The sequence below is a fragment of the uncultured Mucilaginibacter sp. genome, assembly GCF_937859865.1.
Lineage (GTDB): Bacteria > Bacteroidota > Bacteroidia > Sphingobacteriales > Sphingobacteriaceae > Mucilaginibacter_A.
On the sequence record NZ_CALMAT010000012.1, the window covers coordinates 24,439 to 46,976 of the forward strand.

Consider the following 22,538-nt stretch of genomic DNA (forward strand, 5'->3'; position numbering starts at 1 on the left):
GTTTTATCCAAACCGATATGCCACATTGGCTGGACGAGGCTTATAGTAGTGCTATAACAAAACAGGATATCGGATTGGTACACCGTAATCTTTCTTTCGCCCCGATAGTATCTTGCTTAATATCATTTATATTTAACAAAAAAGGTAGATTTATAGATTTTGGCGGTGGATATGGATTATTAACAAGGATAATGAGAGACAAAGGCTACGAGTATTATCGGTATGATACTTATTGCGAAAACCTGTTTGCTAAAGATTTTGATAAAGTTTCCCCTGCATCTCCTGATTACGAACTTTTAACAGCTTTTGAATTATTTGAACACTTGGTTAACCCTGTGGAAGAACTTAAAGAAATGTTAAAATGGAGCACCAATATATTTTTTTCAACTGAAATACAAAAACCTGATTTAAAATCCCCTGAAGATTGGTGGTATATAATGCCTGAAACAGGGCAGCATATTGCGTTCTATACTGTTAAATCTTTACGCTTGTTAGGAGAAAAATTCAATCTAAATTTTTACACTAACGGTGTTAACCTACATTTATTTACTAAAAATAAAATTAGTCCAATCAAATTCAAGCTATCTACAACATATTTAAGCGCCAAACTTTTAGATTATTTTGCTTCTAAAAATGAATCCTTATTAATGAAGGATTACAATTTAAGTAAGGTCTAAGGGGGCCTGTTCAAATTTAAACAAGAAAATACCCAATACTTCTTTTACCCCTATAAAATTGGTGTTTACTTCAACATAAACAAACCAAAAACCAATTGGACATTAATTTTTAGGTGATAAAAGAAGCATAGAAACTTAATAAGTAAATTTTAAACAGGCTTTATATTTTATGAAAATTTTATACGATTGTCAAGCCTTTGATTTTTTAAACTTTGGAGGCGTTCCAAGATACTTTTATGAATTAACGAGGGGGATAACCAAACTAAATCATGCAGTAACAAACTCTATCAGGTTTTCAGAAAATGTTTATACTTTAGATAAGGATTATTTTAACGCTTCTCCATTTTTTCTTGGTTCTAAGTTTCGAGGTAGAACGCGTATTAAAAGATATCTGAATAAGAGGGCTTCTATTAAATACATCAAAGAAAACAAGTACGATATATTTCATCCCACCTATTATGACCCTTATTTTTTAAAATATCTAAAAAATAAACCTTACGTTGTTACTTTCCATGATATGATCCATGAAAAGTTTTCTAACAAGTATGAATTTTTGGCCAAAGATTATAAAACGATAGTTTTTAAAAAAGAGGTCTTAAAAAAAGCACAAACAATTATTTCGGTTTCTGAAACCACTAAAAAGGACCTCATAGATATTTATCAAATAAATGCTGATAAAATAAAAGTTATAGGTTTAGGCAACTCTATACAAGTTAAGGATATAATTTATGTAAATAATACCCAACAGAAGTATATATTATATGTAGGGAATAGGGTGGCTTGGAAAAACTTTAACTTTTGTATTGAAGCTATAGCATCCACCTTAAAAAGCTTTAACTTGTTGTTTATTTGTGCTGGTGGCGGTAAGTTTACTGATGCTGAAACTGCACATATTAATAAATTAGGATTAAAAAACCACGTTAAACAGGAGCTTGTTACTGATATCAAAGCTGCTTCTTTATACGGCAATGCCTACGCTTTTATCTTTCCAAGTGCGTATGAAGGTTTTGGGATACCTGTTTTAGAAGCATTTGCCTGCGGTTGTCCATGCTTATTAAGTAATAGAGGTTCGCTACCGGAGGTGGGTGGAGAAGCTGCACTATACTTTGATCCAGAAGATGGAAATTCTATTCAAAAAGCTTTAAACACGATAATTACAGACCGGGTATTAAGGAACTCTTTAATAGTAAAGGGTAAAAGTAGGTTAAAGCATTTTTCGTGGGATATTACTTGTAAGAAAACTTTACAGATATATCAATCTGTAATAAATGATTCTATTTAAACTTTATCTTTGACAGTTTAGAATTAATAATGCAAGAAAACCTTCCTTTAATATCAGTTATAACAGTTGTTTACAATGCACTTAGTGAAATTGAAAAAACAATTGAAAGTGTTATAAACCAAACTTATCCGAAAGTTGAATACATTATTATTGATGGAGGGTCAAAAGATGGCACAGTTGATATTATCAGGAAACACGAAGAAAAAATAAGCTATTGGATAAGCGAACCAGATAAAGGTATCTACGATGCTATGAATAAAGGTATAGATCAGGCTAATGGTTTATATACCATTTTTGTCAATTCGGGAGATTATTTATATGAAGATTTTGTTTTAGAAAAAATTGCGGCAGAAATTGAAAATGACTCCAATTGCGAGATGATATATGGCCGTTCAAAAATTATCAAGGCAAATGGACAGATCACAGATTTAAATATCAAACATTCGCATCAAGATTTATGGAAAGGGCCCAGTTTTCGTCATGGTGCTTTATTTGCGAGAACAAGTTTGTTAAAACATTTTAAGTTTGAAATATCAGAACGTCTTAAAATTGCGGCCGATTTAGATTTTATTTATAAAGTATATAAGCAAGGTTATAAATTTTGTGCCGTAAACGTAGTTGTTGTTGCTTTTTTGGAAGAAGGGGTTTCTAATAACCCTTATATGAACATCAAAGACAGTATCCATGTTGTTAAAAAATATGGTGATTGGGATTTTAAAAAAAGCTTATTTTATTTATATAAATATTTTAAACTGTTTATAAGCCTTTCTGTTTTTAAATATGTTTATAAGTTCTTTCGTCTTTTTTTTCAAGATTACTTTTCCAACTACTGGATAAACAAAATCCCTTTTTATTTTATCAGACATCAGTACTACAAAACGGTAATGGGAATAAAAATTGGGAAAGGCAGTAGCATACATTTAAATTGCTTTGTTTATGGCACAAATATTCAAATAGCAGAAAATAGCACAATAAACAGAAATTGTTATTTAGACGGAAGAGGCAGGTTGTTTATTGGCAATAAAGTTTCAATTTCGCCGGAAGTACAATTAATTACCGAAGACCATGATTATAATTCTATTAATTTCTCTGGCCGCTCGAGAGATATTGTAATAGGGGATTACGTGTGGATAGGAACAAGGGCAATAATACTTCCCGGTGTACATATTGGGAAAGGGGCCGTTGTATGTGCAGGTGCTGTAGTAACAAAAAGTGTAGCAGAATATGATGTAGTAGCTGGTGTACCTGCTGTTAAGATCAAGGAAAGAAATAAAAATCTTAATTATAATCCGAGTTGGTTGCCTTACTTTGATTAGTTATAATAAAATAATGAGTAAACAAAGTATTTATATTATTGATAAGTTAGTTAATGGATACAATCATGTTACGTTTAACGCAGCAATTACTTCTATAATTGCTAAAGTTTATAAAAACCAAGAGGTGATTTTTATTTGTGAATCCCTACACGCAAATGCCATCAAAAGCAAAAACAGCGATCTTGCAAATTTAAAATATCGGCCCTACAGCGAAAGCCCATTATCACCCAGTATAACCAAAAGAATACTTCCCTGGATGAAAAAGAAGTTAACTGATTTGTTTTTTATAAACCATTTTTATAAACAAACAATTAAACAGTCTTCTGTTGTTTTTTTTACATGTCTCAGTACTTCTACGCTTTTGTACACAGGTTATAAGTTAAAACTGTTAAACATTCCTGTTTATTTTTTTTTACACGGTGAAATTGAATTTCTTTTTTTAAAAAAAATCAGTACAATAAACAAAATTCGTGGTGAAATATATAAGTTGTTTTTTAAGCAATTAGGTGAAACGTCAAAGATTGTAGTAATATCTGAAATTGTTAAAGAAAGTTTAGTTGCAGGTAAGTATTTATCGGAAGATAAAGTTATTACAATTGAACACCCTATTACACCATCATCTTCTATTAGAAAATTATCCATAGAAAAAAAGATAATTTTTGGTCATATAGGCGTAGCAGTAAAGAAAAAAAGTTCTGAGTTGTTTTTTGAATTATCAAAATTACATAAACGAGAAATAGAAAAAGGTTTTGTTGAATTTCAATTAATTGGCAAAATAGGAAATGAGCTTTTTTTAGAAGACAGCAGTACCGTTAAAATATTGACAGAGAATAATAAATCACTTGCTCAGGATCAATATGAGCAGAGTATAGCCAATATTGATTATGCTATTTTTACTTTTACCAAAGATAATTATGTTTATAGGGCAAGCGGTTCTGTAATGGACGCAATTGCTTTTACAAAACCAATTATCGCTTTAAAGCACCATTATTTTGATTATTTATTTAGTAGTGCAGGAAATATTGGTTTTTTGTGCAACAATTTTGAAGAGTTGAATATATTATTAAACAGAATTATCTTAAAAGATAAGGGCTTATTAGGCCAGTATCAATTTCAACAAGACAACTTGAGAAAGTTGGCGAAAAGGCAATCCAATGAGGAAATAGAAAATAAATTGTTGACAGTTTTTTAAATAATCTGTATTTTGTTTAGTAGCTTAGTTATTAAGGCGTGTTTGTGTTTTTATTCAAATATTTTCCATGCTTCTTTTACCACATAAAAATCATTGTTTTTTGTAATTTTTGTACTGTTGTAATATCTAAATACAAAATTTATGGGCATAAAAAAAGCACTATAAATTTTTATGACAGGAATTTAAACAGGCTCTTATATCCTAAAAACAACTATCATTAAAAAGAGGCATGTGGTTTTATAGTATTGTATTTTTAGTTTTAGCTATTTTTAACGCTTACACCTATTTTCGTAAATTTCCTAAAATTGGTTATGTTATTAGCATAGTTGTTTTAATTATAATTGCAGCCTTTAGGCCTAGTTCTTGTTGTGCAGATTATGGAACTTATATTGAATATTACAATGATATTTCTAATATTCCATTCACATTTTTAGAACCAACCTTTTTTGCTATTGTATGGTTATCGAATATAATATTCAAAAGTCCTATTGGTATTTTCATTATTTACAGCATGTTAGGTGTAAGCATTAAAGGGTTTGCACTTACCCGTTTAACCAAATATTATCAAGTTTCCTTAATCTTATATTTTGGCTCTTTTTTTTTGTTAGAAGAAATGACCCAAATCAGGGTTGGCGTGGCTGCCGCTATTCTTTTGCTTAGCATTCCTTACATCCAAGAAAAAAAACCGTTAAAATTTTTCCCACTTGTTTTCGTTGGATTCTTGTTTCATTATTCTTTAATTATTTTTGCTTTTTTTTATTTTTTAAATCCTGCAAAAATTAATAAGTATATATATATAACAGCGATTTTTGCTGTTTTTGTCGCTACAATTTTTGGATTAAACTTCATCTCAATCCTACAACTATTAAAACTGGGATTCTTAACCCAAAAAATAGAAACTTATCAAATGTTGCTTGAGCAAGGTATGTTTGGCGGAATAACATTATTAAACCCTTTGTTATTTTTAAGAATAGCCATATTGATATTCTTTATTATAAATTATGAAGCACTGCTTTTGCGAAATAAATATTCTTTAACAGTTACCAAAATTTATGCTTTTTCTATATTCTCTTTTATTTTATTAAGTCCGTTGCCTGTTCTTGCAGGTAGGGTAAGCCAGTTACTTGGAGTGGTAGAAATTTTGATTGTACCATACAGTATTTACATATTAAAACCAAAATATGCCTCTATATTGTTGGTTGTTTTTTTTGCCATAATGATTATGTACAAACAGTTATACTACAGTGATCTGTTGTTCGGATATTTTAAATAGATAAATATGGTATCAGTTTGTATGGCTACTTATAATGGGGAAGGATTTATTTCAGAACAAATTAAATCTATCCTAATCCAGCTTAACCCTAATGATGAATTGGTAATTTCTGACGATTCATCAACCGATCATACCGTAGAAATAATAAAAAACATTACAGATTCAAGGATAAGGCTTTTGGCAGGGCAAACATTTAGGGACCCTATCAAAAATTTTCAGAACGCACTTATTAATGCTAAAGGAGAATTTGTTTTTTTATCTGATCAGGATGACGTATGGCTGGAAGGAAAATACAAAGGTATGCTTCAATTACTTAGAAAATATGATTTAGTAATCAGTGATTCTATTATAGTAAATGAGCAACTCCAGATATTACACCCATCCTTTTTTAAATATTTTAATTCGGGTAGGGGAATAGTAAAAAATATGATGAAAAGTTGTTACTATGGATCTTGTATGGCTTTCCGAAGGAATGTGTTGGAAGCAGCACTGCCGTTTCCTGGTACTAAAGAAATTGGCCATGATTTATGGATCGGATTGGTTGCAGAGATGATTGGGGCTGTTTGTTTCTATCCAAAACCCTTACTTTTGTACAGACGGCATGATACTGCTTTTACCCCTGTAAATGTTGGCAAAAGCACTCGTACAAAGTATCAGATGCTGCGCGGAAGGGTAATTATGTTTAAAGAAGTTGCCAAGTTTTATCTTAAATATAAATTAAATTGGAAAAAGGTTTAGTCTCCATCATAACACCCATGTATAATGGAGAGAAATTTATAGTTGAAACTGTAAAGTCTGTTTTGCATCAAACTTATCCAAACTGGGAAATGATTATCGTTGATGATGGCTCAAAAGATAAAGGTGCTGAAATTGTAACCGGATTTGCTTTAAAAGACCCGAGAATAAAATTGGTACAACAAGCAAACGGTGGCTCTGCTTCGGCCAGAAACAATGGGATACGGCTGGCTAAAGGGCAATACATCGCTTTGTTAGACGCTGACGATACCTGGAACAATAACTTTTTAGAAAAGCAGCTTAAATTGATGCATGATAAAAAAGCTGCATTAGTTTATTCTTCGCATACGCGTATTGATGAAAATTCGAAAGAAATTTTAAAACCGTTTATTGTTCCTGCAAAAGTAACTTATACAGATTTATTAAAAACTTGCTCTATTTCATGTTTAACGGGTTTGTACGATACAGAAAAATTTGGTAAAGTATATTTGCGTGAAGACATGAAAAGCCTGCGGGACGACTACGTTTATTGGCTCGAAATAATTAAGAAAGTAAAAGTAGCTTACGGTAACCAGGAAATATTGGCTAATTATCGGATATTAGGTTCATCGGCAAGCAGAAAAAAGAAAAAAGTAATCCTGCCGCATTTTAAGGTTTTTTATAATATTGAGAAGTTGGGGCTTATGCGTAGTTTATATTACTTAGGAAACTGGGCCGTAATTAGTTATTTTAAATACAGAAAATAAAGGATTACAGGTATGAATGTTTTAATAACAGGTTCTTCTGGTTTTGTTGGCCAAAATTTATTGCATTATCTTGAAAAAGATTATCAATGCAATGCGCTAAATCGAAATGAACTACAAAATATTTCTAAAGATGTAATTAACAATTACAATACTGTCATCCACCTTGCCGGCAAAGCCCACGACCTAAAAAAAACCTCCGATCCCGAAGAATACTACCAGGTTAATTTCGAACTCACCAAAAAGCTATATGATGCTTTTTTAAATTCCAACCCGAAGAAGTTCATTTTTGTAAGTTCCGTTAAAGCGGCGGCGGATAGGACTGATGAGATATTGACCGAAGATGTTAATCCTGACCCAAAAACAGATTATGGAAAATCCAAACTGATGGCCGAACAATATATCGAAAGCCAAGTGTTGCCCCAAGGAAAAGCATATTACATCCTTCGCCCTTGCATGATTCATGGCCCTGGAAATAAGGGGAATTTAAATTTGCTTTACCAGGTGGTAAAAAAAGGCCTCCCTTATCCGCTGGCCGGATTTCAAAACAAGCGTTCGTTTTTAAGTGTAGAAAACTTGTGTTTTATCATAAAAGAGTTGATCTCCAGGGACGACATTAAAAGCGGCATTTATAATGTTGCGGATGACGAAGCGCTATCAACCAATGAAGTGGTTTCTATTTTGGCAACATCACTAAATAAAAAGCCGCGTTTGTGGAAAATCTCTCCAAGCCTGATTACCTTTTTTGCCAAAATTGGTAATCGGCTGCACCTTCCTTTAACTACCGAACGGCTTGACAAACTAACGGAAAGCTACGTGGTGAGCAATGCAAAAATAAAAGCAGCCATCAACAAAAAATTACCTGTAAGAGCAGCACAAGGTTTACAAACAACCGCTGCTTCTTTTAGCCACTAATAATTATGCCGGTAAGCCTACTTGTTGTTAGTTTAATACTTCTTTTTGCTGCCGAATTGTTGTATTTCAAAATTGCCGATCATTATAACATCATTGATAAACCCAACCACCGCAGTTCGCACACGGCAATAACCATACGCGGCGGCGGCATTATATTTCCGTTTGCCATATTGGCTTTTTCATTTTATGCAGGCTTCGTTTATCCATACTTTTTAGTTGGGCTGTTGCTGATCAGCTTCATCAGTTTTATGGACGACATCCGCGAACTAAGCAGTAAAGTGCGTATGCTTTTCCATATCACGGCCGTGGCCTTGCTTTTTTACCAGCTACACCTGTTTGTGTTCCCGGTTTATTGGATTTTATTGGCTTTGGTGTTTGTGATCGGCACCATCAACGCCATCAATTTTATGGACGGCATCAACGGCATTACCGGCGGCTACGGCTTGGTTACGCTTGTTACTTTACAATACATCAATGCGGTTAGGGTTCATTTTACTGCCGATGGCTTTTTGATTGTGGCGATACTGGCCGTGTTGGTTTTCAACTTTTTTAATTTCCGCACCAAAGCCAAATGCTTTGCCGGCGACGTTGGCAGCGTAAGTTTGGCTTTTATCATTCTTTTCTTTTTGATGCAACTGATCATCAAAACACATAACCCGGGCTATTTTGCGCTGCTTTTGCTTTATGGTTTGGATGCGGTTTCGACCATTGTGTTTAGGCTGTTCCGAAAAGAAAATATTTTTAAAGCACACCGCAGCCATTTGTACCAGTTTTTGGCCAACGAAAAAAAACTGCCCCACGTGCTGGTTACCTCGCTTTATGCCTTGGTTCAGTTAGGAATAAATATTTGCTGGCTTGCTTTTCTTTCCGCATCTAATTTTAAATTAGCCGCAGTTTTGGTTTTGGTTACCGGTTTGTTCATTGCATTACGGTTTTTATTAGAAGGTCCGCGCAGGTTGTTAAAACCAGCGAAAATTTAAGCGTTTAATGCAATGCTTCTTTTACCACCATAAAATTGTTGTTGCAAAATTTGATGACCGCGCAACCAACACTGATTTTTATACGATAAAAGAAGTATGCCCTGGCTTAAATTATTTTAAAATGCTGTAACAGATGCACACCATATTAACGTATTAAATATAAAAACAAAAACCGATGACAATTTTTTTAACTATGTTTAAATTTATGCTTTATTTTACTTCATTATTTTGCCGGTAAAGATTGCAGATAAAAAACCTGTTACAAACACAACATACTTTTAAATGTAGATATTTAATACACGTTGTATTGCGATAGCTCACAATTACCTCACATGACTTCTACAAGATTGTTTAAACAGTTAAATATAGTACCGCGCTGGATCATTTTTACCCTCGACCTGCTTATCTGCCTGCTGTCTATAACGGCTGCCTACATTATCAAATACAATTTCGACTTTTCTGCCCTCAACTTTATGCAGTTCAGTCAAAATGTATTGATTATCCTGACTATCAGTACCATCGTTTTTTTTGCCGTAAAAACCTATTCCGGCATCATCCGATATACCAGCGCGCAGGATTCTTTCCGTATTTTGTTTGCCGTTTTCCTTAGCAACGGTGCTTTTTTTATCCTCAATTTATTTACCGTGGCAAGTGGCAAGCCGCAATTTATTTCCAACAGTATTTTAATTATCAATGCGTTGTCGTGCTTTTTGCTGATGGTAACCTACCGCATGTTGGTAAAGTATTTCTTTCTCTACGTAAAAAACCTGAGGCTGGATAAAAAGAGGGTGATCATTTATGGTGCAGGTGAATCTGGCGTTGCGGCAAAAAGGACTTTCGACCACGATTTTAAAGTGAATAAAAATATCATTGCCTATGTAGACGACGACCAGCGGAAAGTAGGAAAAATGATTGACCGGATTAAGATTTTGGATGCCAAAGAGCTGCCGGGACTGATCGAAGATCATAAATTAGACGAAGTGATTTTTGCTTCTTACACCATTCCTGTAGACCGCAAAAACAAAATTGTAGATGTTTGCCTGGAAAATAACATCAAAGTAATGCACGTTCCCCCACACGATGTTTGGTCGGGCGGAAAGCTACAACCAACACAAATCCAAAAAGTTAATATTGAAGACCTTTTAAACCGAAAATCCATACAGATTGATATTACCGCAATCCAAACCGAATTAAAAGGAAAAAGGATATTGATAACCGGTGCGGCAGGTTCTATCGGCAGCGAAATTGTAAGGCAATTGTTAAAGTTTGATACCGGATTGATTATTATGTGCGATCAATCGGAAACGGCCTTGCACCACATGTACCTGGAAATTGAAGATGCACACGTAAGTTCAAACTTCCATGCTTTTATAGGCGATGTAAAAGATGAAAAGCGTATGGGCCATCTGTTTGAAACCTACAAACCGCAATACGTTTACCATGCTGCTGCCTACAAACACGTTCCTTTGATGGAAGACAACGCTTCGGAAGCCATCAAAACTAATGTGTTGGGGACAAAAACTATTGCCGACCTTTCGGTGAAACATGGCGTGCAAAAGTTTGTGATGATTTCTACTGACAAAGCCGTAAACCCAACCAACGTGATGGGCGCCTCAAAAAGGATTGCCGAAATTTATGTGCAGGCTTTAAACAAATCCATCACCAGCAAAGATTTCCGTTTTACAAACGGTTTAAGCCAGTTAAATAATACCAAACCAGTTACCCGTTTTATCACCACGCGTTTTGGCAATGTGCTGGGTTCCAACGGTTCGGTTATCCCAAGGTTTAAAGAACAGATTGAAAAAGGCGGGCCGGTTACGGTTACGCACCCGGAAATTACACGTTTTTTTATGACGATACCCGAAGCCTGCCGTTTGGTTTTGGAAGCAGGCTGTATGGGCAATGGCGGCGAAATCTACATTTTTGACATGGGCAAATCGGTAAAAATCATTGAACTGGCCAAGCGCATGATTCGATTGGCCGGGTTGATCCCAAACCAGGATATTAAAATTGAGTTTACAGGTTTAAGGCCGGGTGAAAAGCTGTTTGAAGAATTGCTGAACGACCACGAAAACACGATGCCCACCCATCACGAAAAAATTATGATCGGCAAAGTGAGGGAGTACTTGTTCAACGAAATTGAAAGCCAGATTTATGAACTGATTAACCAGGCCAAAACCAATGACGATTTGCAGGTGGTGAAAACCATGAAGCAAATTGTGCACGAGTTTAAAAGTAAGAACTCGGTTTTTGAAGAGTTGGACCTGATTGCTAAAGCAAGGTAAATGATAAAAAAATTACGCTTTATTGTTGCATTCTGCATCATTTTTTTGGTTTCCTGTAAAGAGCATGTACGCAATGAAGTACAGGTTTACGCCAATAACTTTGAAAGCGGCGATCTGTCTGCCATACAAAACGGCGTTATTGAGCAGTTTAACAACTCGGCAGTTTTAGGGCGGTACAACAACGGCAACTTTGCACTAACCATCAATAACCTGCCCGAACACGACCTGATTACCATTTCTTTCGATCTGTATATCCATGATAAATGGGACGGCAACAGAACGGCTCCCGACGGCCCGGACATTTGGGAGATGCTGGTTGATGGAAACACTTATATCAACACTACTTTTTCTAATGATGTTTGCCCTGGCGGTAGTGGTGTTTTTTGCCCGCCGCAAGCGTATCCTGCAGATTATCCAAACAGCAACCATAACCCCAAAACGGGTGCTTTCAGGACTGATCTTCCCGGTGCTTGCAGCAACAGCAGCAGCCCCAATGGAACAACCGAATACAAGATCGAAAAAACTTTCAGGCATACCAATAAAACTTTGGTATTGCAGTGCTTAGATAAGCTGGTCCAACCGAACGCAGCCGATCCGAAATGCGATGAAAGCTGGTCAGTAGATAATATCGTTGTAAAAGCAATTACTTTGTGAGGGTCATCAAATTTACAATCCTTTTTGTTGTGCTGATCGGTGTCAGTTCGGCAATACACGCGCAGTCGCTTTCGGTAGGTTCTGTAGCTACCGAAGATTATTTCAGGCGGGCGCAGTTGCAGGGCCAGGCCGATACCAGTGTTTCTTTTACCGTTCGGCCGGTGTTTCCTACCAGTTTAAAAAAGCCGGCAGACCCTTTTTATCCCGACAGCAGCGAGCAGCACTACAACTTACTGAAAACGAACAGTTCATGGCGATATTCGGATAAAAAGTTAAGCATGCTTCTTTTACCGCTAACTTTTCAGTCGCAGTTCAATTCCGATCATCCTTATGGTTGGAACGATGGCGCGATGATCCCGGCAAAAGGCATCCAAACTTATTTCAGTGCCGGTGTTTATGCAGCGTACGGGCCTTTGTCTGTTCAATTCAGGCCAGAGTTGGTGATTGCCCAAAATCCGCCCTTTGAAACGTTAAGCCAAAGCCATTACGATGTTATTTTTGCCCGCTACTACGATATTTACAACAATACCGATCTGCCCGTCCGTTTTGGTACAACCAGTTACACAAAGGCCTATTGGGGCCAAAGCAGTATCCGCTTAAATTACAAAGGCTTGTCTTTTGGTTTGTCCACAGAAAATTTATGGTGGGGGCCAGGCATCAGGAATTCATTGCTGATGAGCAATTCTGCACCGGGCTTTAAACACCTCACCTTAAATACTTCCCGGCCTTTAAAAACGCCCATTGGTTCTTTTGAGGGGCAGTTGATTGCCGGCCGGTTAGAAAACTCAGGCTATGCGCCTTTGGTTCCCGACCATACTTATTTTAACACCAATTTGTATGTGCCAAAGCCCAACGACTGGCGTTACTTGGCCGGGATAATTGTAACCTGGCAGCCTAAATGGGTTCCCGGCTTGTTTTTAGGTTTTGATCAAAGCTCGCAAACTTATGGCAAGGATTTGAGCGGAATCAAAAGTTACCTTCCGCTTTTTTCATCGGTAAAAACAGTATCAGCGCCAGATGCGCCAATCAACAAGCAAGACCAGCGAAGTTCAGTTTTTATGCGCTGGCTGTGGAAAAAAGAACACGCCGAAATTTATTTTGAATACGGCCACAACAATACCACAAGCGATTTTTTGCAATCAATTTTATCTCCAGAAAACTCGAGGGCATACATTTGGGGGCTTAGAAAACTATTGCCTTTTAACACTTCCCGCAAAGAAAATATTTTAATTGGTGTTGAAGTTACTCAACTTCAAGAAAATTCAATCAGCAAAATTTTGGCCGGTGATGAATGGTACGTCAGCAAAAGCATCCGTCAGGGTTATACCAACTTGGGGGAAAGTTTGGGGGCCGGGATTGGGCCAGGGGCAAACCTTCAATCTTTGGATGTAAGTTGGGTAAGCGGATTAAAAAAGTTGGGCCTGCAGTTTGAGCGTTATGTCCATAACAATGATTTTTATTACTACGCTTTTAGCGACAGCCAGGATTATACACGGCATTGGGTTGATATGAGCATGGCTTTTAACGGCGAATGGAATTATAAAAACTTAATTTTCAACACAAAAATCCAAGCGATTAAATCTTTTGATTACCAATGGGCTTTGAAGAAACCGGGCAACGATATTACTTTTCAAAATCAAACCAGCAGGTTTAATTTGCAGGTGCAGCTTGGGGCCAGTTACAGGTTTTAGTTTACTGGTTTAGGTGGATAAGCAGGTTGTTTTAAAGCTTTGGAAAAATTAACGCAATGCTTCTTTTAGCACTAAAAAATTGGTATCAAACTTAAATTTAAAATATTGGCCATACTGTTTTTAGTACGGTAAAAGAAGCATGAAGGCAAAAAAGAGGTTAAGCAAGTCCTGACAATCAGGCCCGTAGAAATGAAAAAAATATTTTTTATCGTATTGAGCGCGCTTGCTTTTAACTGTTTTGTGCCAAGCGCTAAAGTAACCGCACAAACACTTCCCGTTGGCTCCAACGTGCTGGACGATTATTACCGGCGCGAACAGCTTTTAGGCAAGGTGGATTCCACTGTTTCTTTTACTATACGCCCTCTTTTTCCGGTTGCTTCGTTAAAAATTAAGGATGTTTTTGATCCGGACAGTTCCCTCAAAGCTGACCATTGGGTACAATCCGGTCCAATATCTTTTGCAAAAGGTTTAGGTGTTTTCCAAATTTTGCCGCTATCGTGGCAGCAGCAATATAATTCTGACCATCCTTATGGTTGGAACGATGGTGCCATGATCCCGGCCAAAGGCTATCAAACTATGGTGAGCGGTGGTTTTTTTGCAAAAATTGGGCCGTTAAGTGTTCAGCTAAGGCCAGAATTTGTTTATGCTGCAAACCCGGCTTTTAATGGTTTTGCTTCCGGCCATACAGGGCAAGATTTAGTCAATTACTACGCTTATCACAATTTGATTGACTGGCCCGAACGCTATGGCAACAGCCCATACAGCAAAGCGTTTTGGGGGCAAAGCAGTATCAGGTTAACAGTTGGGCCAGTGTCTGCAGGCTTGTCCAACGAAAATATCTGGTGGGGGCCGGGCATCCACAATGCTTTGGTTTTAAGCAATAATGCACCGGGTTTTAAGCATTTTACGCTAAATACTGTTCGGCCAATAAAAACTTACATTGGTTCTTTTGAAGGACAATTTATAGCCGGACGGTTGGATGCGTCAAATTTTACACCTTTAGAAGTAACTGCTTTGCCAGACGGAACAAATTTGTTTGTACCCAAAAGAAACGACTGGCGGTATTTCACCGGGATCAACATCAATTACCATCCAAAATGGGTGCCGGGCCTTACGCTTGGTTATACCCGGACTTTTGATGCTTATCATAATGATGTCCACGGTTTCAGCAGTTATTTTCCATTTTTTACAGCATATGAAAAAGTTATTTCCGGTGTTAACGGCGACCCTTTTCCACGCGATCAGGTAACTTCGTTTTACAGCCGCTGGTTGTTTACCAAAGCGCAGGCAGAGGTTTATTTTGAGTACGGCCTGAATGACAATTCTTATAATTATAATGATTTTTTGGGTTCTCCGGATCACTCCAGGGCGTATTTGTTTGGCTTTCGCAAGATGCTTCTTTTACCGGGTAAAAATGATCAGCATGTTTTGTTCAGTGCCGAAATCACACAGCTTTCGCAAACAATAGATAGGATAGTGCGCGATGCAAGCGGCTGGTACATCCACAGCACAGTACGGCAGGGACAAACCAATCAAGGCCAAATTTTGGGTGCAGGAACTGGTTCTGGCGGAAACCTGCAATCCATGGATGTAAGCTGGGTTTCGGGCCTGAAAAAATTAGGCATCGGCTTAGAACGTTATGAACACAATGTTGATTTTTACCGCACAGCTTTCCCAGATATTAACGGCAACAGCAGGAAATGGGTTGATTTTGCCTTTGCATTGAATGGCGAATGGAACTACAAAAACCTGATATTCAATGCCAAATTTCAGGAGATCAAATCTTTAAATTACGAATGGATTTTAAAAGATTATGACCCCGGCAAGTATTATATCCCGCACAACGATGTTTTTAATTTTCATGGCGAGCTGGGCGTAACTTTCAGGTTTTAACTGTTTTGCGGGACAGCAACACATAAAAGCTGAACAATACTGCAGAGAGGAGAATACCGGTCAAAATCCCGATTGAGTATTTCAGCCGGTTTTTCTTTAAAGGAAGTTCCGGCTCGTCTACCACTTGTACTGTTGGCGTTTCCTGGGCCAGCATCGTTTTGCTTGATTCTAAATTTTTGACCGTTTCAGAAAAAATGGTGGACAAAACTATTTTATCGCGTTCGCGGATATCCACACTGGCATTGGCAGTGGTGTAAGCAGGGTTGAGGTCTAAAAGGCTTTGGTTGGCAGCGGATGCAGCGTAGGTTTTACGGTTGAGGATTACACCAATACTGTCCGCACGGTGCTGCAAACGGTTCACATTGTTTCGCAACCGTTTGGTTTTGGTGCTGATAAAAAAATCCGTGGACTGTTTAATCATTCTTGTACAAAAAAGCATCGCCAGTTTTTCATCGCGCATGGTGGTGTTCACTTCAAAAAAACCTAATTTTTTATCGGTTTTGGCGATACCAAATTCTCCGTTTAAAATCAGCGTAACCATTTCATGCAGCAAACTGTCTTGCAAGCGTGTGTTGTGTTTATCATCCGCAGGAAACCGAACAATTTTGCCGTCAGGACTGTACTTCAACCATTTTTTATCCAACTTATAAACAGCGGCATAACGATCGGCTAGGGTTTGCGTGCTGTCATAAGGCGTCAGCAAAGTTTTTTTAATCAGCTTCTGGCTTTTGATCAGTTCCTGCACATTATCGCCGGCCAAAACGCCGCTTGCGCCGCCTAAACCGTCTAAATTAAAACCAAACTGTCCGGCCAAAGAAGCCAACCCGCCTGCGCCGCCTGCAGATTTTGAATCATCCACCACAAAAGTTAAGCGTGCGGTATAAGTTGGCGTCCAAAGCCGGGCCGTTAAAGCGCCAAGCATCGCGCCAATGGTTAAAACCAGTGCCAGCGTTTTTTTAAATTTCAGCACATATTTAACATCGTTAATGCGGTCAACCAGCAGTTTGTTAAAAGAAAATTCTGGTTCGTATGGGTAGGCCGATTCCTGGTTCATGTTTATTTATGTAAGATGGCAAATAAACTGACTAAAGCAGTAAGCACCGGGGCAATAATTACAGCCAAATCGCCAAAGCCAATTTTAAACGCTTTTGGCGATTTCACGGGAACGATGATTTTACTTCCCGGTTTTACGCTTGGGTAATTGCGGAAGAATAAAAAATGCCTAACCGGGCGGTTCAGCCCATCCGGATATTTGATGTATGCTCCTTTTAGCCGTGCATTTTCGGTAAGGCCTGCTGCCGAATTGATGTAATACCTAAACCGGCGCCCACTATAACTAATAAATTGCGGGTTGTTTACCGCTCCTGAAACCTCTACATAAGAAATTACACGAGGCACAAAAATACTATCGCCGGGCAGCAAAACCATATTTTTGTTGTTCTTGCGGTCGCCGTTTTTGGCAGCCAGTTCTAAATTTACACGTACGCCATTTCTGTAAACCTGCGTGTTTTCAACAGAACCATAAGGCGTTATCCCGCCAGCCCTTTTCAAAAAATCGGTGGCTGTTTCGTCCCTTTTTTGTACGGCATAATCTCCCGGAAACAAAACTTCTCCCTTAACGCTCACATTGCCCAACGAACGGTAATTGACCAAACGCGGCACATTGATGTAATCCAGCGGCTGCAGTTCGATATCCTGACTACTGTTTTTATCGTCCATATTTACGATAAAAGTACTGACCAATTGGTTGGCCACACTGTCCGATTCATTCTTGATAATCCTCGAAATTTCCACATGATGATCTGCTGCTTCCTCATTAAAACCGCCAGCCATTGCAATCGCATCCGCTAATTTAATGCCTTTTCGAAAGGTTAAAATAGAAGGCCGCCGAACATAACCGTTCACCGTGATTTTTTGGTTGGATGTGAAAGCCGTACGGTCTTGAACGATGACGGAATCATCACGCAACAGCGGCACATCGTTTTTACCGCTGATGATTTCGGTTGGATTGAACGGCACCAAAGTTTTTTCTAAGTTTGGCAGCGTCCTTTTGATGTAGCCGCGTTCCATATAAGCTTCGGGTTTTAAACCTTGTGCTGTTTTTAGCAATTCGGCAAGTGTAAAACCGGCTGTCAATTCGTAAGTTCCGGGGCGATAGACGGCACCTTCCAAAGTAATGCGGTTGGTATAACGGTTGGTAATGGCACCAATCTGTACCAAGTCACCATTGTGTGGAATATAGTTGGAAAAAAGATTTGCCGGCACATCTTTCACCTCTCGTTCCAACGCGTTGATCTGGTCTACTTTTGCAATGCCTTTATAAGCAATATCGGTATAACCACCGGCGTAACGGATCAAATCGTCCAGTTGTTCGGTTTCTTTCAGTTCATAAATTGCCGGCCTTTTCACCTCGCCGCTGATGCCAACACGCTTTCGGTAAACCGGGATTCGGATCACGTCCTGGTCTTCCAACCGAACGTTCCCGTCCAACAAACCTTTCTGCAAAAAAGTATAAAAATCAACCGTTTTATAAGGTTTGTTATTTCTAATTAATTCAATATACCGCAACGAACCATTGGCGTTTGGCCCGCCCGAATTGTACAAAGCATTAAACAAAGTGGCCAAAGAAGAAAGCGTATAAGTGCCAGGCGTTTTTACTTCGCCAACAAGCGTGATTTTGATGCTGCGTGTATTGCCCAAATTTACCGTTAGCTGGGTTTGCCCCGAACGTAAAGCCGGATAAACTTTCGTCATTTTGTTCCTGATCAAATTGGTGGCCTGCTCAATCGTAAAGCCGTTTACATAAACAATGCCGGCGTATGGGATTTGCAAGTTTCCTTCGGGACTGATCTTGCTGCGCACGCTGCTTTCGTTTAAACCGGTTACCAATACAATCACTTCATCGCCCGGGCCCAAAACATAACTTTTTGGTGTGGCCACGCTAAAGTTAGGTTCAAACTTGATGGCGGTTTGGTTAAAAAAATCTGTGCCATAAACATTTAAAACCGGTGCGGCGGCAGTTTGTGGCAAAGGCTTTACCGGTTTTGGCACCGAAACACTATCGTTGATACTTCTGGAAAAATCTATACTTTTTTTCTCTGCGGATGATGCTGTTTTTATCGGTGTTTTTTTGTTGAGCCCTAACAAAGTAACGCGGTTTTTCAATTCTTCCACTTCGGTTGCGGGCATGCCTCTTTGCGCCAGCAGTTTGTATGCGTCTTGCTCAGAAATGCCCGAATCCTGTAATTTTTTCCAAGCTTGTGTTATTTGGTCGTCTGTCAACTGGCTTACTTTGATGGTGGAAGGATCGCTCATAGACATACTTTGGGCCGCAGCATGTTTTGCAAAAAAGATCAAACTGAAAAAAAATAAACAAAGCAGGTATTTAATGCGCATGTACAAATTGATGTTAAATTGAGCGGTGCAAATCTAAAATTTTAAATCGGTGAAAACTCATGGCAAAAAGCCGGAATTTAGTAGGAAAAGTATTTTTGCCGATGCTTCTTTTATGCCGGTAAAAACAGTATGAAGTGCTGTTTTGATTGGGTTAATTCTTGACTGCTGCTAATGCCTGATAAGCTTCCAAAGTTTGTTCTGCTGCCTTTTTCCAAGTATGCGATGTCAATATTTTTTCTGCCAAATGTTCGGGAAAGGGTGCTGCACTTGCTCGTTCTACCGCTGCTTTAATGCTTTCCGGTTTTTCAGGTTCGCAATAAAAGGCATCGTTGCCAAAGTATTCGCGCGTGTCCCCTTTTTCTGTAATCACCAAATTACAGTGCATAATTGCCGCTTCCAACGAACTTAGCCCGGTTGTTTCAAACCAACTGGCCAGCACGTGTACTTTGGCCAGTTGATAATATTTCACCAAATCTTCATGTGGCACGCGGTTTAAAAAAGTTACGTTAGATGCCGCTGTTGCCTTGCACTCCTGGTAATAATCCAACTGGTTGGCCGAAGGTGCGCCAATAAGCACCAGCTTGTATTTGGTGTTGTTTAAAGCCTTGATCAAATTAAGCTGGTTCTTTCGGTTTTCGATACGGCCTACACAAATAACCAGGTTTTCATCTTTAGGAACCTCAAGATTGTAGGGAAATTTCTCCGGGTTAATGCCATTGGTAACAACCATAGATTTAACCTTGCCGGTATATGCTTCTTTTAGCCGCTCTAATTCTGAATAGGAATTGGGCAAGATAAAACCTGCCGTTTCCAGTACTTCGATAACACTTTTGCGCTGGCCAGTCAGCAAATATTTTACACTTGGAAAATGGTCTTTTCCTACCAGCCAACGGGCAATGGTTTTAAAATATTCCATCCTGTCTGTTTGCAAGCGGGAAAAAATAACGCCAATGCCTTTTTTGTTGTACTTATAATAATCGCCGTAAGTGCAATAAATGGTTGATACTACAAACGGTATTTTGGCCCTTTTGCTGTGGTAAACCATATCTGCAGGGCGTGGGATGCCAAAAAAATGAAGTAGGTCATACTTTTCATAAGGTATCACATCTACCGACCGCAGTATATCAACTTCAACGCCCAAATCAATCAACCTTCGTGCGGTTTGTTCTATTTGTACGGTATCACCCCCGGCTATTTTATATAAGTTTAGTCTCGTAATAAATGCTACCTTCATTTTTGTTTGTTAACACACTTCTTAAAGTTGGAAGAAGAAATAGGCCAAAGTTAAATATTTATTCAAGGATGTTCTTTTTTCAGTTGGTTTATTTTATTGGAGAAAGCATCGGCATAAATTTTTTAGATTGGATTAAACTAAACAAAAGCCAAAGCTGCCCGTATAAATTAGGTTGATCTATTAATTAATTTGTTGCAATAAGTGTAACAAATGCTTCTTTTACACGTAAAAAATTGGTGAGTGCTTTTTTTATCTGAACAAAGAACAAAAAAATGAGGGTAAAAGAAGCATGCAAAGTTTTTCGGGCAACCTTATTTGGAAGGTTTTGAAACAATTTCAAATCTTAAAATTAACTGTCTTTAAAAAAATGTTCTGGTTTGAGGCAAAAAAAGTTACTTTTGGAGCTAAGGTGTAACGGGTAATGATAAGTCCTGCTGCTGTTCATTAACAGCTAAATATTTAGCCACGATAGCTAAAACGACCATATGAAGAAGAAAATTTACATTGCGGGTGCGGGTGGGATGCTGGGCGAGGCTTTTTACCGCATTTTTAAAAACGAATACCAAATTAAATGTACGGACAAAGATGTAAATGAAAAATGGCTCAGCTTTTTAGACTTCCGCAACTTTGGCTTATACAAGCAAGACGTAGAAGAATTTAAGCCGGATTACCTGTTTCACTTGGGCGCTTATACCGATCTGGAATTTTGCGAACTTAATTTAGAAGACACTTACCTCACCAACACCACTTCTGTAGAAAACGCGGTCATGATTGCCAATCAGTTAAACATTCCGTTGCTGTACATCAGCACCGCCGGGATTTTTGACGGCAAAAAAGATTTTTACGACGATTGGGACGAACCAAACCCGCTTGGCCATTATGCCCGTTCAAAATACATGGGCGAGCGTTATGTGCGCGAAAATGCAAAACGTTACATCATTTGCCGCGCCGGCTGGATGATGGGCGGCGGGCCGGACAAAGACAAAAAATTCATCAATAAACTCATCAAACAACTGGCAAGCGGAAAACGCGACCTGCACATTGTAAACGATAAAGACGGCACACCAACTTTTACGGTAGATTTTGCCAAAAACGTGAAGCTGTTGATCGAAAAAGAATACTGGGGATTGTACAACCTGGTTTGCAACGGCGAAACCAGCCGCATAGAAGTGGCGCAGGAACTGGTTAAAATTTTAGGTTTGGAACACGATGTTACTTTCCACGAAGTAAATTCCAGCTATTTTAAAGACACTTATTTTGCGCCGCGGCCAACTTCTGAACGCCTGATTAACCGCAAGCTCGAACTGCGCAACATGAACATCATGCGCGATTGGAAAGTAGCTTTAAAAGAATATATTGACGATTATTATACCAGCTACCTGGACGGAAAAATCACGGCCATAAAAGAACTAAGTACTACCTTATAAACCTACTTTTCCGATGCGTATCGCAGCTTTTGGTTTCCGGTCAATCCCGCCTGCAACCGGCGCGGCAGGGGCCGATAAATTTGCCATAGAATTATTTCCGAGACTGGTAAAACGCGGGCACAGCGTAATTGGCTACAACAGGCGCTATCCCAACGTTTTTGTTGATGTAAAAGAATACAAAGGCGTTAAAATCAAAACCATCAAAACAACCAGCAAAAAAGGTTTTGATACACTTTGGCACTCTTTCCGCTGCACGTTTGATATTATTTTTCATAACACGGCCGATATTGTCCATATCCAAAATGGCGGAAACAGCATTTGGGCCTTGCCGCTGCGGTTGTTCGGCAAAAAAGTTTTTATCAGTCAGGATGGCGTAGATTGGAAGCGCGATAAATGGCCCTGGTACGGCAAGTTGTACCTGCGCTTTTCGGCTTTTGTAACAGCGCATTTGCCCAACGAAGTCATCTTTGATAATGTTATCGCCAAAAAAATTTTTGAAGATAAATTCAAAAAACAGTTCAAATTTATCCCTTTTGGCAGCGAAGTTGAAATGGCTGCCGCGCAAAACGATGTCTTGTCTAAAAACAACCTGCAAAAAGGCGAATATTATTTGTTCATCGGCCGGTTTATCCCTGATAAAGGTTTACATTATTTAATCCCGGCTTTTATCAATGCCAGCACCAGCAAGAAATTGGTTTTGATCGGTGGTTCGCCAAACCCTTCGCCTTACGAACAAAAATTGCAGGATTTGGCCAACAACCAGGTTTTGTTTCCGGGCTATATTTATGGCGATGAAGTAAATGCGCTGATCAAAAATGCTTATTGTTACATCCAGCCTTCGGATG

At 38.5% G+C, this 22,538-nt stretch carries 18 protein-coding genes; 15 read left to right on the top strand and 3 right to left on the bottom strand.

Annotation, left to right across the window (positions count from 1 at the left end):
- Positions 1-17: 17 nt before the first annotated feature.
- The 13 genes from Q0192_RS01785 (at position 18) to Q0192_RS01845 (ending at position 15,636) form a co-directional block, all read left to right on the top strand.
- Positions 18-677, top strand: a complete 660-nt coding sequence (locus Q0192_RS01785; RefSeq protein WP_299285178.1) for a class I SAM-dependent methyltransferase — start codon at positions 18-20, stop codon at positions 675-677.
- A gap of 169 nt (positions 678-846) precedes the next feature.
- Positions 847-1,959, top strand: a complete 1,113-nt coding sequence (locus tag Q0192_RS01790) for a glycosyltransferase family 1 protein (RefSeq protein ID WP_299285181.1) — start codon at positions 847-849, stop codon at positions 1,957-1,959.
- 29 nt (positions 1,960-1,988) lie between these two features.
- Positions 1,989-3,275, top strand: a complete 1,287-nt coding sequence (locus Q0192_RS01795) for a glycosyltransferase (RefSeq protein WP_299285184.1) — start codon at positions 1,989-1,991, stop codon at positions 3,273-3,275.
- Positions 3,276-3,288: 13 nt separating this feature from the next.
- Positions 3,289-4,467, top strand: coding sequence for a hypothetical protein (locus Q0192_RS01800; protein WP_299285187.1), 1,179 nt, complete (start codon positions 3,289-3,291; stop codon positions 4,465-4,467).
- Positions 4,468-4,696: 229 nt separating this feature from the next.
- Positions 4,697-5,740, top strand: a complete 1,044-nt coding sequence (locus Q0192_RS01805) for an EpsG family protein (RefSeq protein ID WP_299285191.1) — start codon at positions 4,697-4,699, stop codon at positions 5,738-5,740.
- Between the two features lie 6 nt (positions 5,741-5,746).
- Entirely contained in the window at positions 5,747-6,478 is a 732-nt protein-coding gene (locus tag Q0192_RS01810) for a glycosyltransferase family 2 protein (protein ID WP_299285194.1), read from the top strand.
- Positions 6,463-7,221 (top strand): glycosyltransferase family 2 protein, encoded by a 759-nt coding sequence (locus tag Q0192_RS01815; protein ID WP_299285197.1) that lies wholly within the window; start codon positions 6,463-6,465, stop codon positions 7,219-7,221. Before Q0192_RS01810 ends, Q0192_RS01815 begins: the two co-directional genes overlap by 16 nt.
- Positions 7,222-7,233: 12 nt before the next feature.
- Entirely contained in the window at positions 7,234-8,133 is a 900-nt protein-coding gene (locus tag Q0192_RS01820) for an NAD-dependent epimerase/dehydratase family protein (RefSeq protein WP_299285200.1), read from the top strand.
- Positions 8,134-8,138: 5 nt separating this feature from the next.
- Positions 8,139-9,113: a glycosyltransferase family 4 protein gene (locus Q0192_RS01825; RefSeq protein ID WP_299285202.1), complete on the top strand. Its 975-nt coding sequence runs from the start codon at positions 8,139-8,141 to the stop codon at positions 9,111-9,113.
- 332 nt (positions 9,114-9,445) lie between these two features.
- Positions 9,446-11,398, top strand: coding sequence for a nucleoside-diphosphate sugar epimerase/dehydratase (locus Q0192_RS01830; RefSeq protein ID WP_299285204.1), 1,953 nt, complete (start codon positions 9,446-9,448; stop codon positions 11,396-11,398).
- Positions 11,399-12,052, top strand: coding sequence for a hypothetical protein (locus tag Q0192_RS01835; protein ID WP_299285206.1), 654 nt, complete (start codon positions 11,399-11,401; stop codon positions 12,050-12,052).
- Positions 12,049-13,743 carry a capsule assembly Wzi family protein gene (locus Q0192_RS01840; RefSeq protein WP_299285209.1) on the top strand — a complete coding sequence of 565 codons (1,695 nt, stop codon included), beginning with the start codon at positions 12,049-12,051 and terminating at the stop codon, positions 13,741-13,743. Before Q0192_RS01835 ends, Q0192_RS01840 begins: the two co-directional genes overlap by 4 nt.
- A gap of 189 nt (positions 13,744-13,932) precedes the next feature.
- The gene (locus Q0192_RS01845) at positions 13,933-15,636 is read left to right on the top strand and encodes a capsule assembly Wzi family protein (RefSeq protein WP_299285212.1); all 1,704 of its coding nucleotides are present in this window, start codon (positions 13,933-13,935) and stop codon (positions 15,634-15,636) included.
- Here Q0192_RS01845 and Q0192_RS01850 read toward each other — a convergent pair.
- The 3 genes from Q0192_RS01850 to Q0192_RS01860 all read right to left on the bottom strand — a co-directional run bounded on the left by Q0192_RS01850 (position 15,626) and on the right by Q0192_RS01860 (position 20,266).
- On the bottom strand, positions 15,626-16,690 hold the full coding sequence (locus Q0192_RS01850; protein ID WP_299285215.1) for a hypothetical protein: 1,065 nt from the start codon (positions 16,688-16,690) through the stop codon (positions 15,626-15,628). The genes Q0192_RS01845 and Q0192_RS01850 overlap by 11 nt on opposite strands.
- Positions 16,691-16,692: 2 nt before the next feature.
- Complete coding sequence (locus Q0192_RS01855) at positions 16,693-19,032, bottom strand: SLBB domain-containing protein (RefSeq protein WP_299285218.1); 2,340 nt, start codon at positions 19,030-19,032, stop codon at positions 16,693-16,695.
- A 151-nt stretch (positions 19,033-19,183) separates the two neighbouring features.
- The gene (locus tag Q0192_RS01860; protein WP_299285221.1) at positions 19,184-20,266 is read right to left on the bottom strand and encodes a glycosyltransferase family 4 protein; all 1,083 of its coding nucleotides are present in this window, start codon (positions 20,264-20,266) and stop codon (positions 19,184-19,186) included.
- Between the two features lie 485 nt (positions 20,267-20,751).
- Between Q0192_RS01860 and Q0192_RS01865 the strand changes: the two genes are divergently transcribed.
- Positions 20,752-21,693 (top strand): NAD(P)-dependent oxidoreductase, encoded by a 942-nt coding sequence (locus Q0192_RS01865; RefSeq protein ID WP_299285224.1) that lies wholly within the window; start codon positions 20,752-20,754, stop codon positions 21,691-21,693.
- A 13-nt stretch (positions 21,694-21,706) separates the two neighbouring features.
- The coding region (locus tag Q0192_RS01870; protein WP_299285226.1) for a glycosyltransferase at positions 21,707-22,538 on the top strand (832 nt) is incomplete at its 3' end.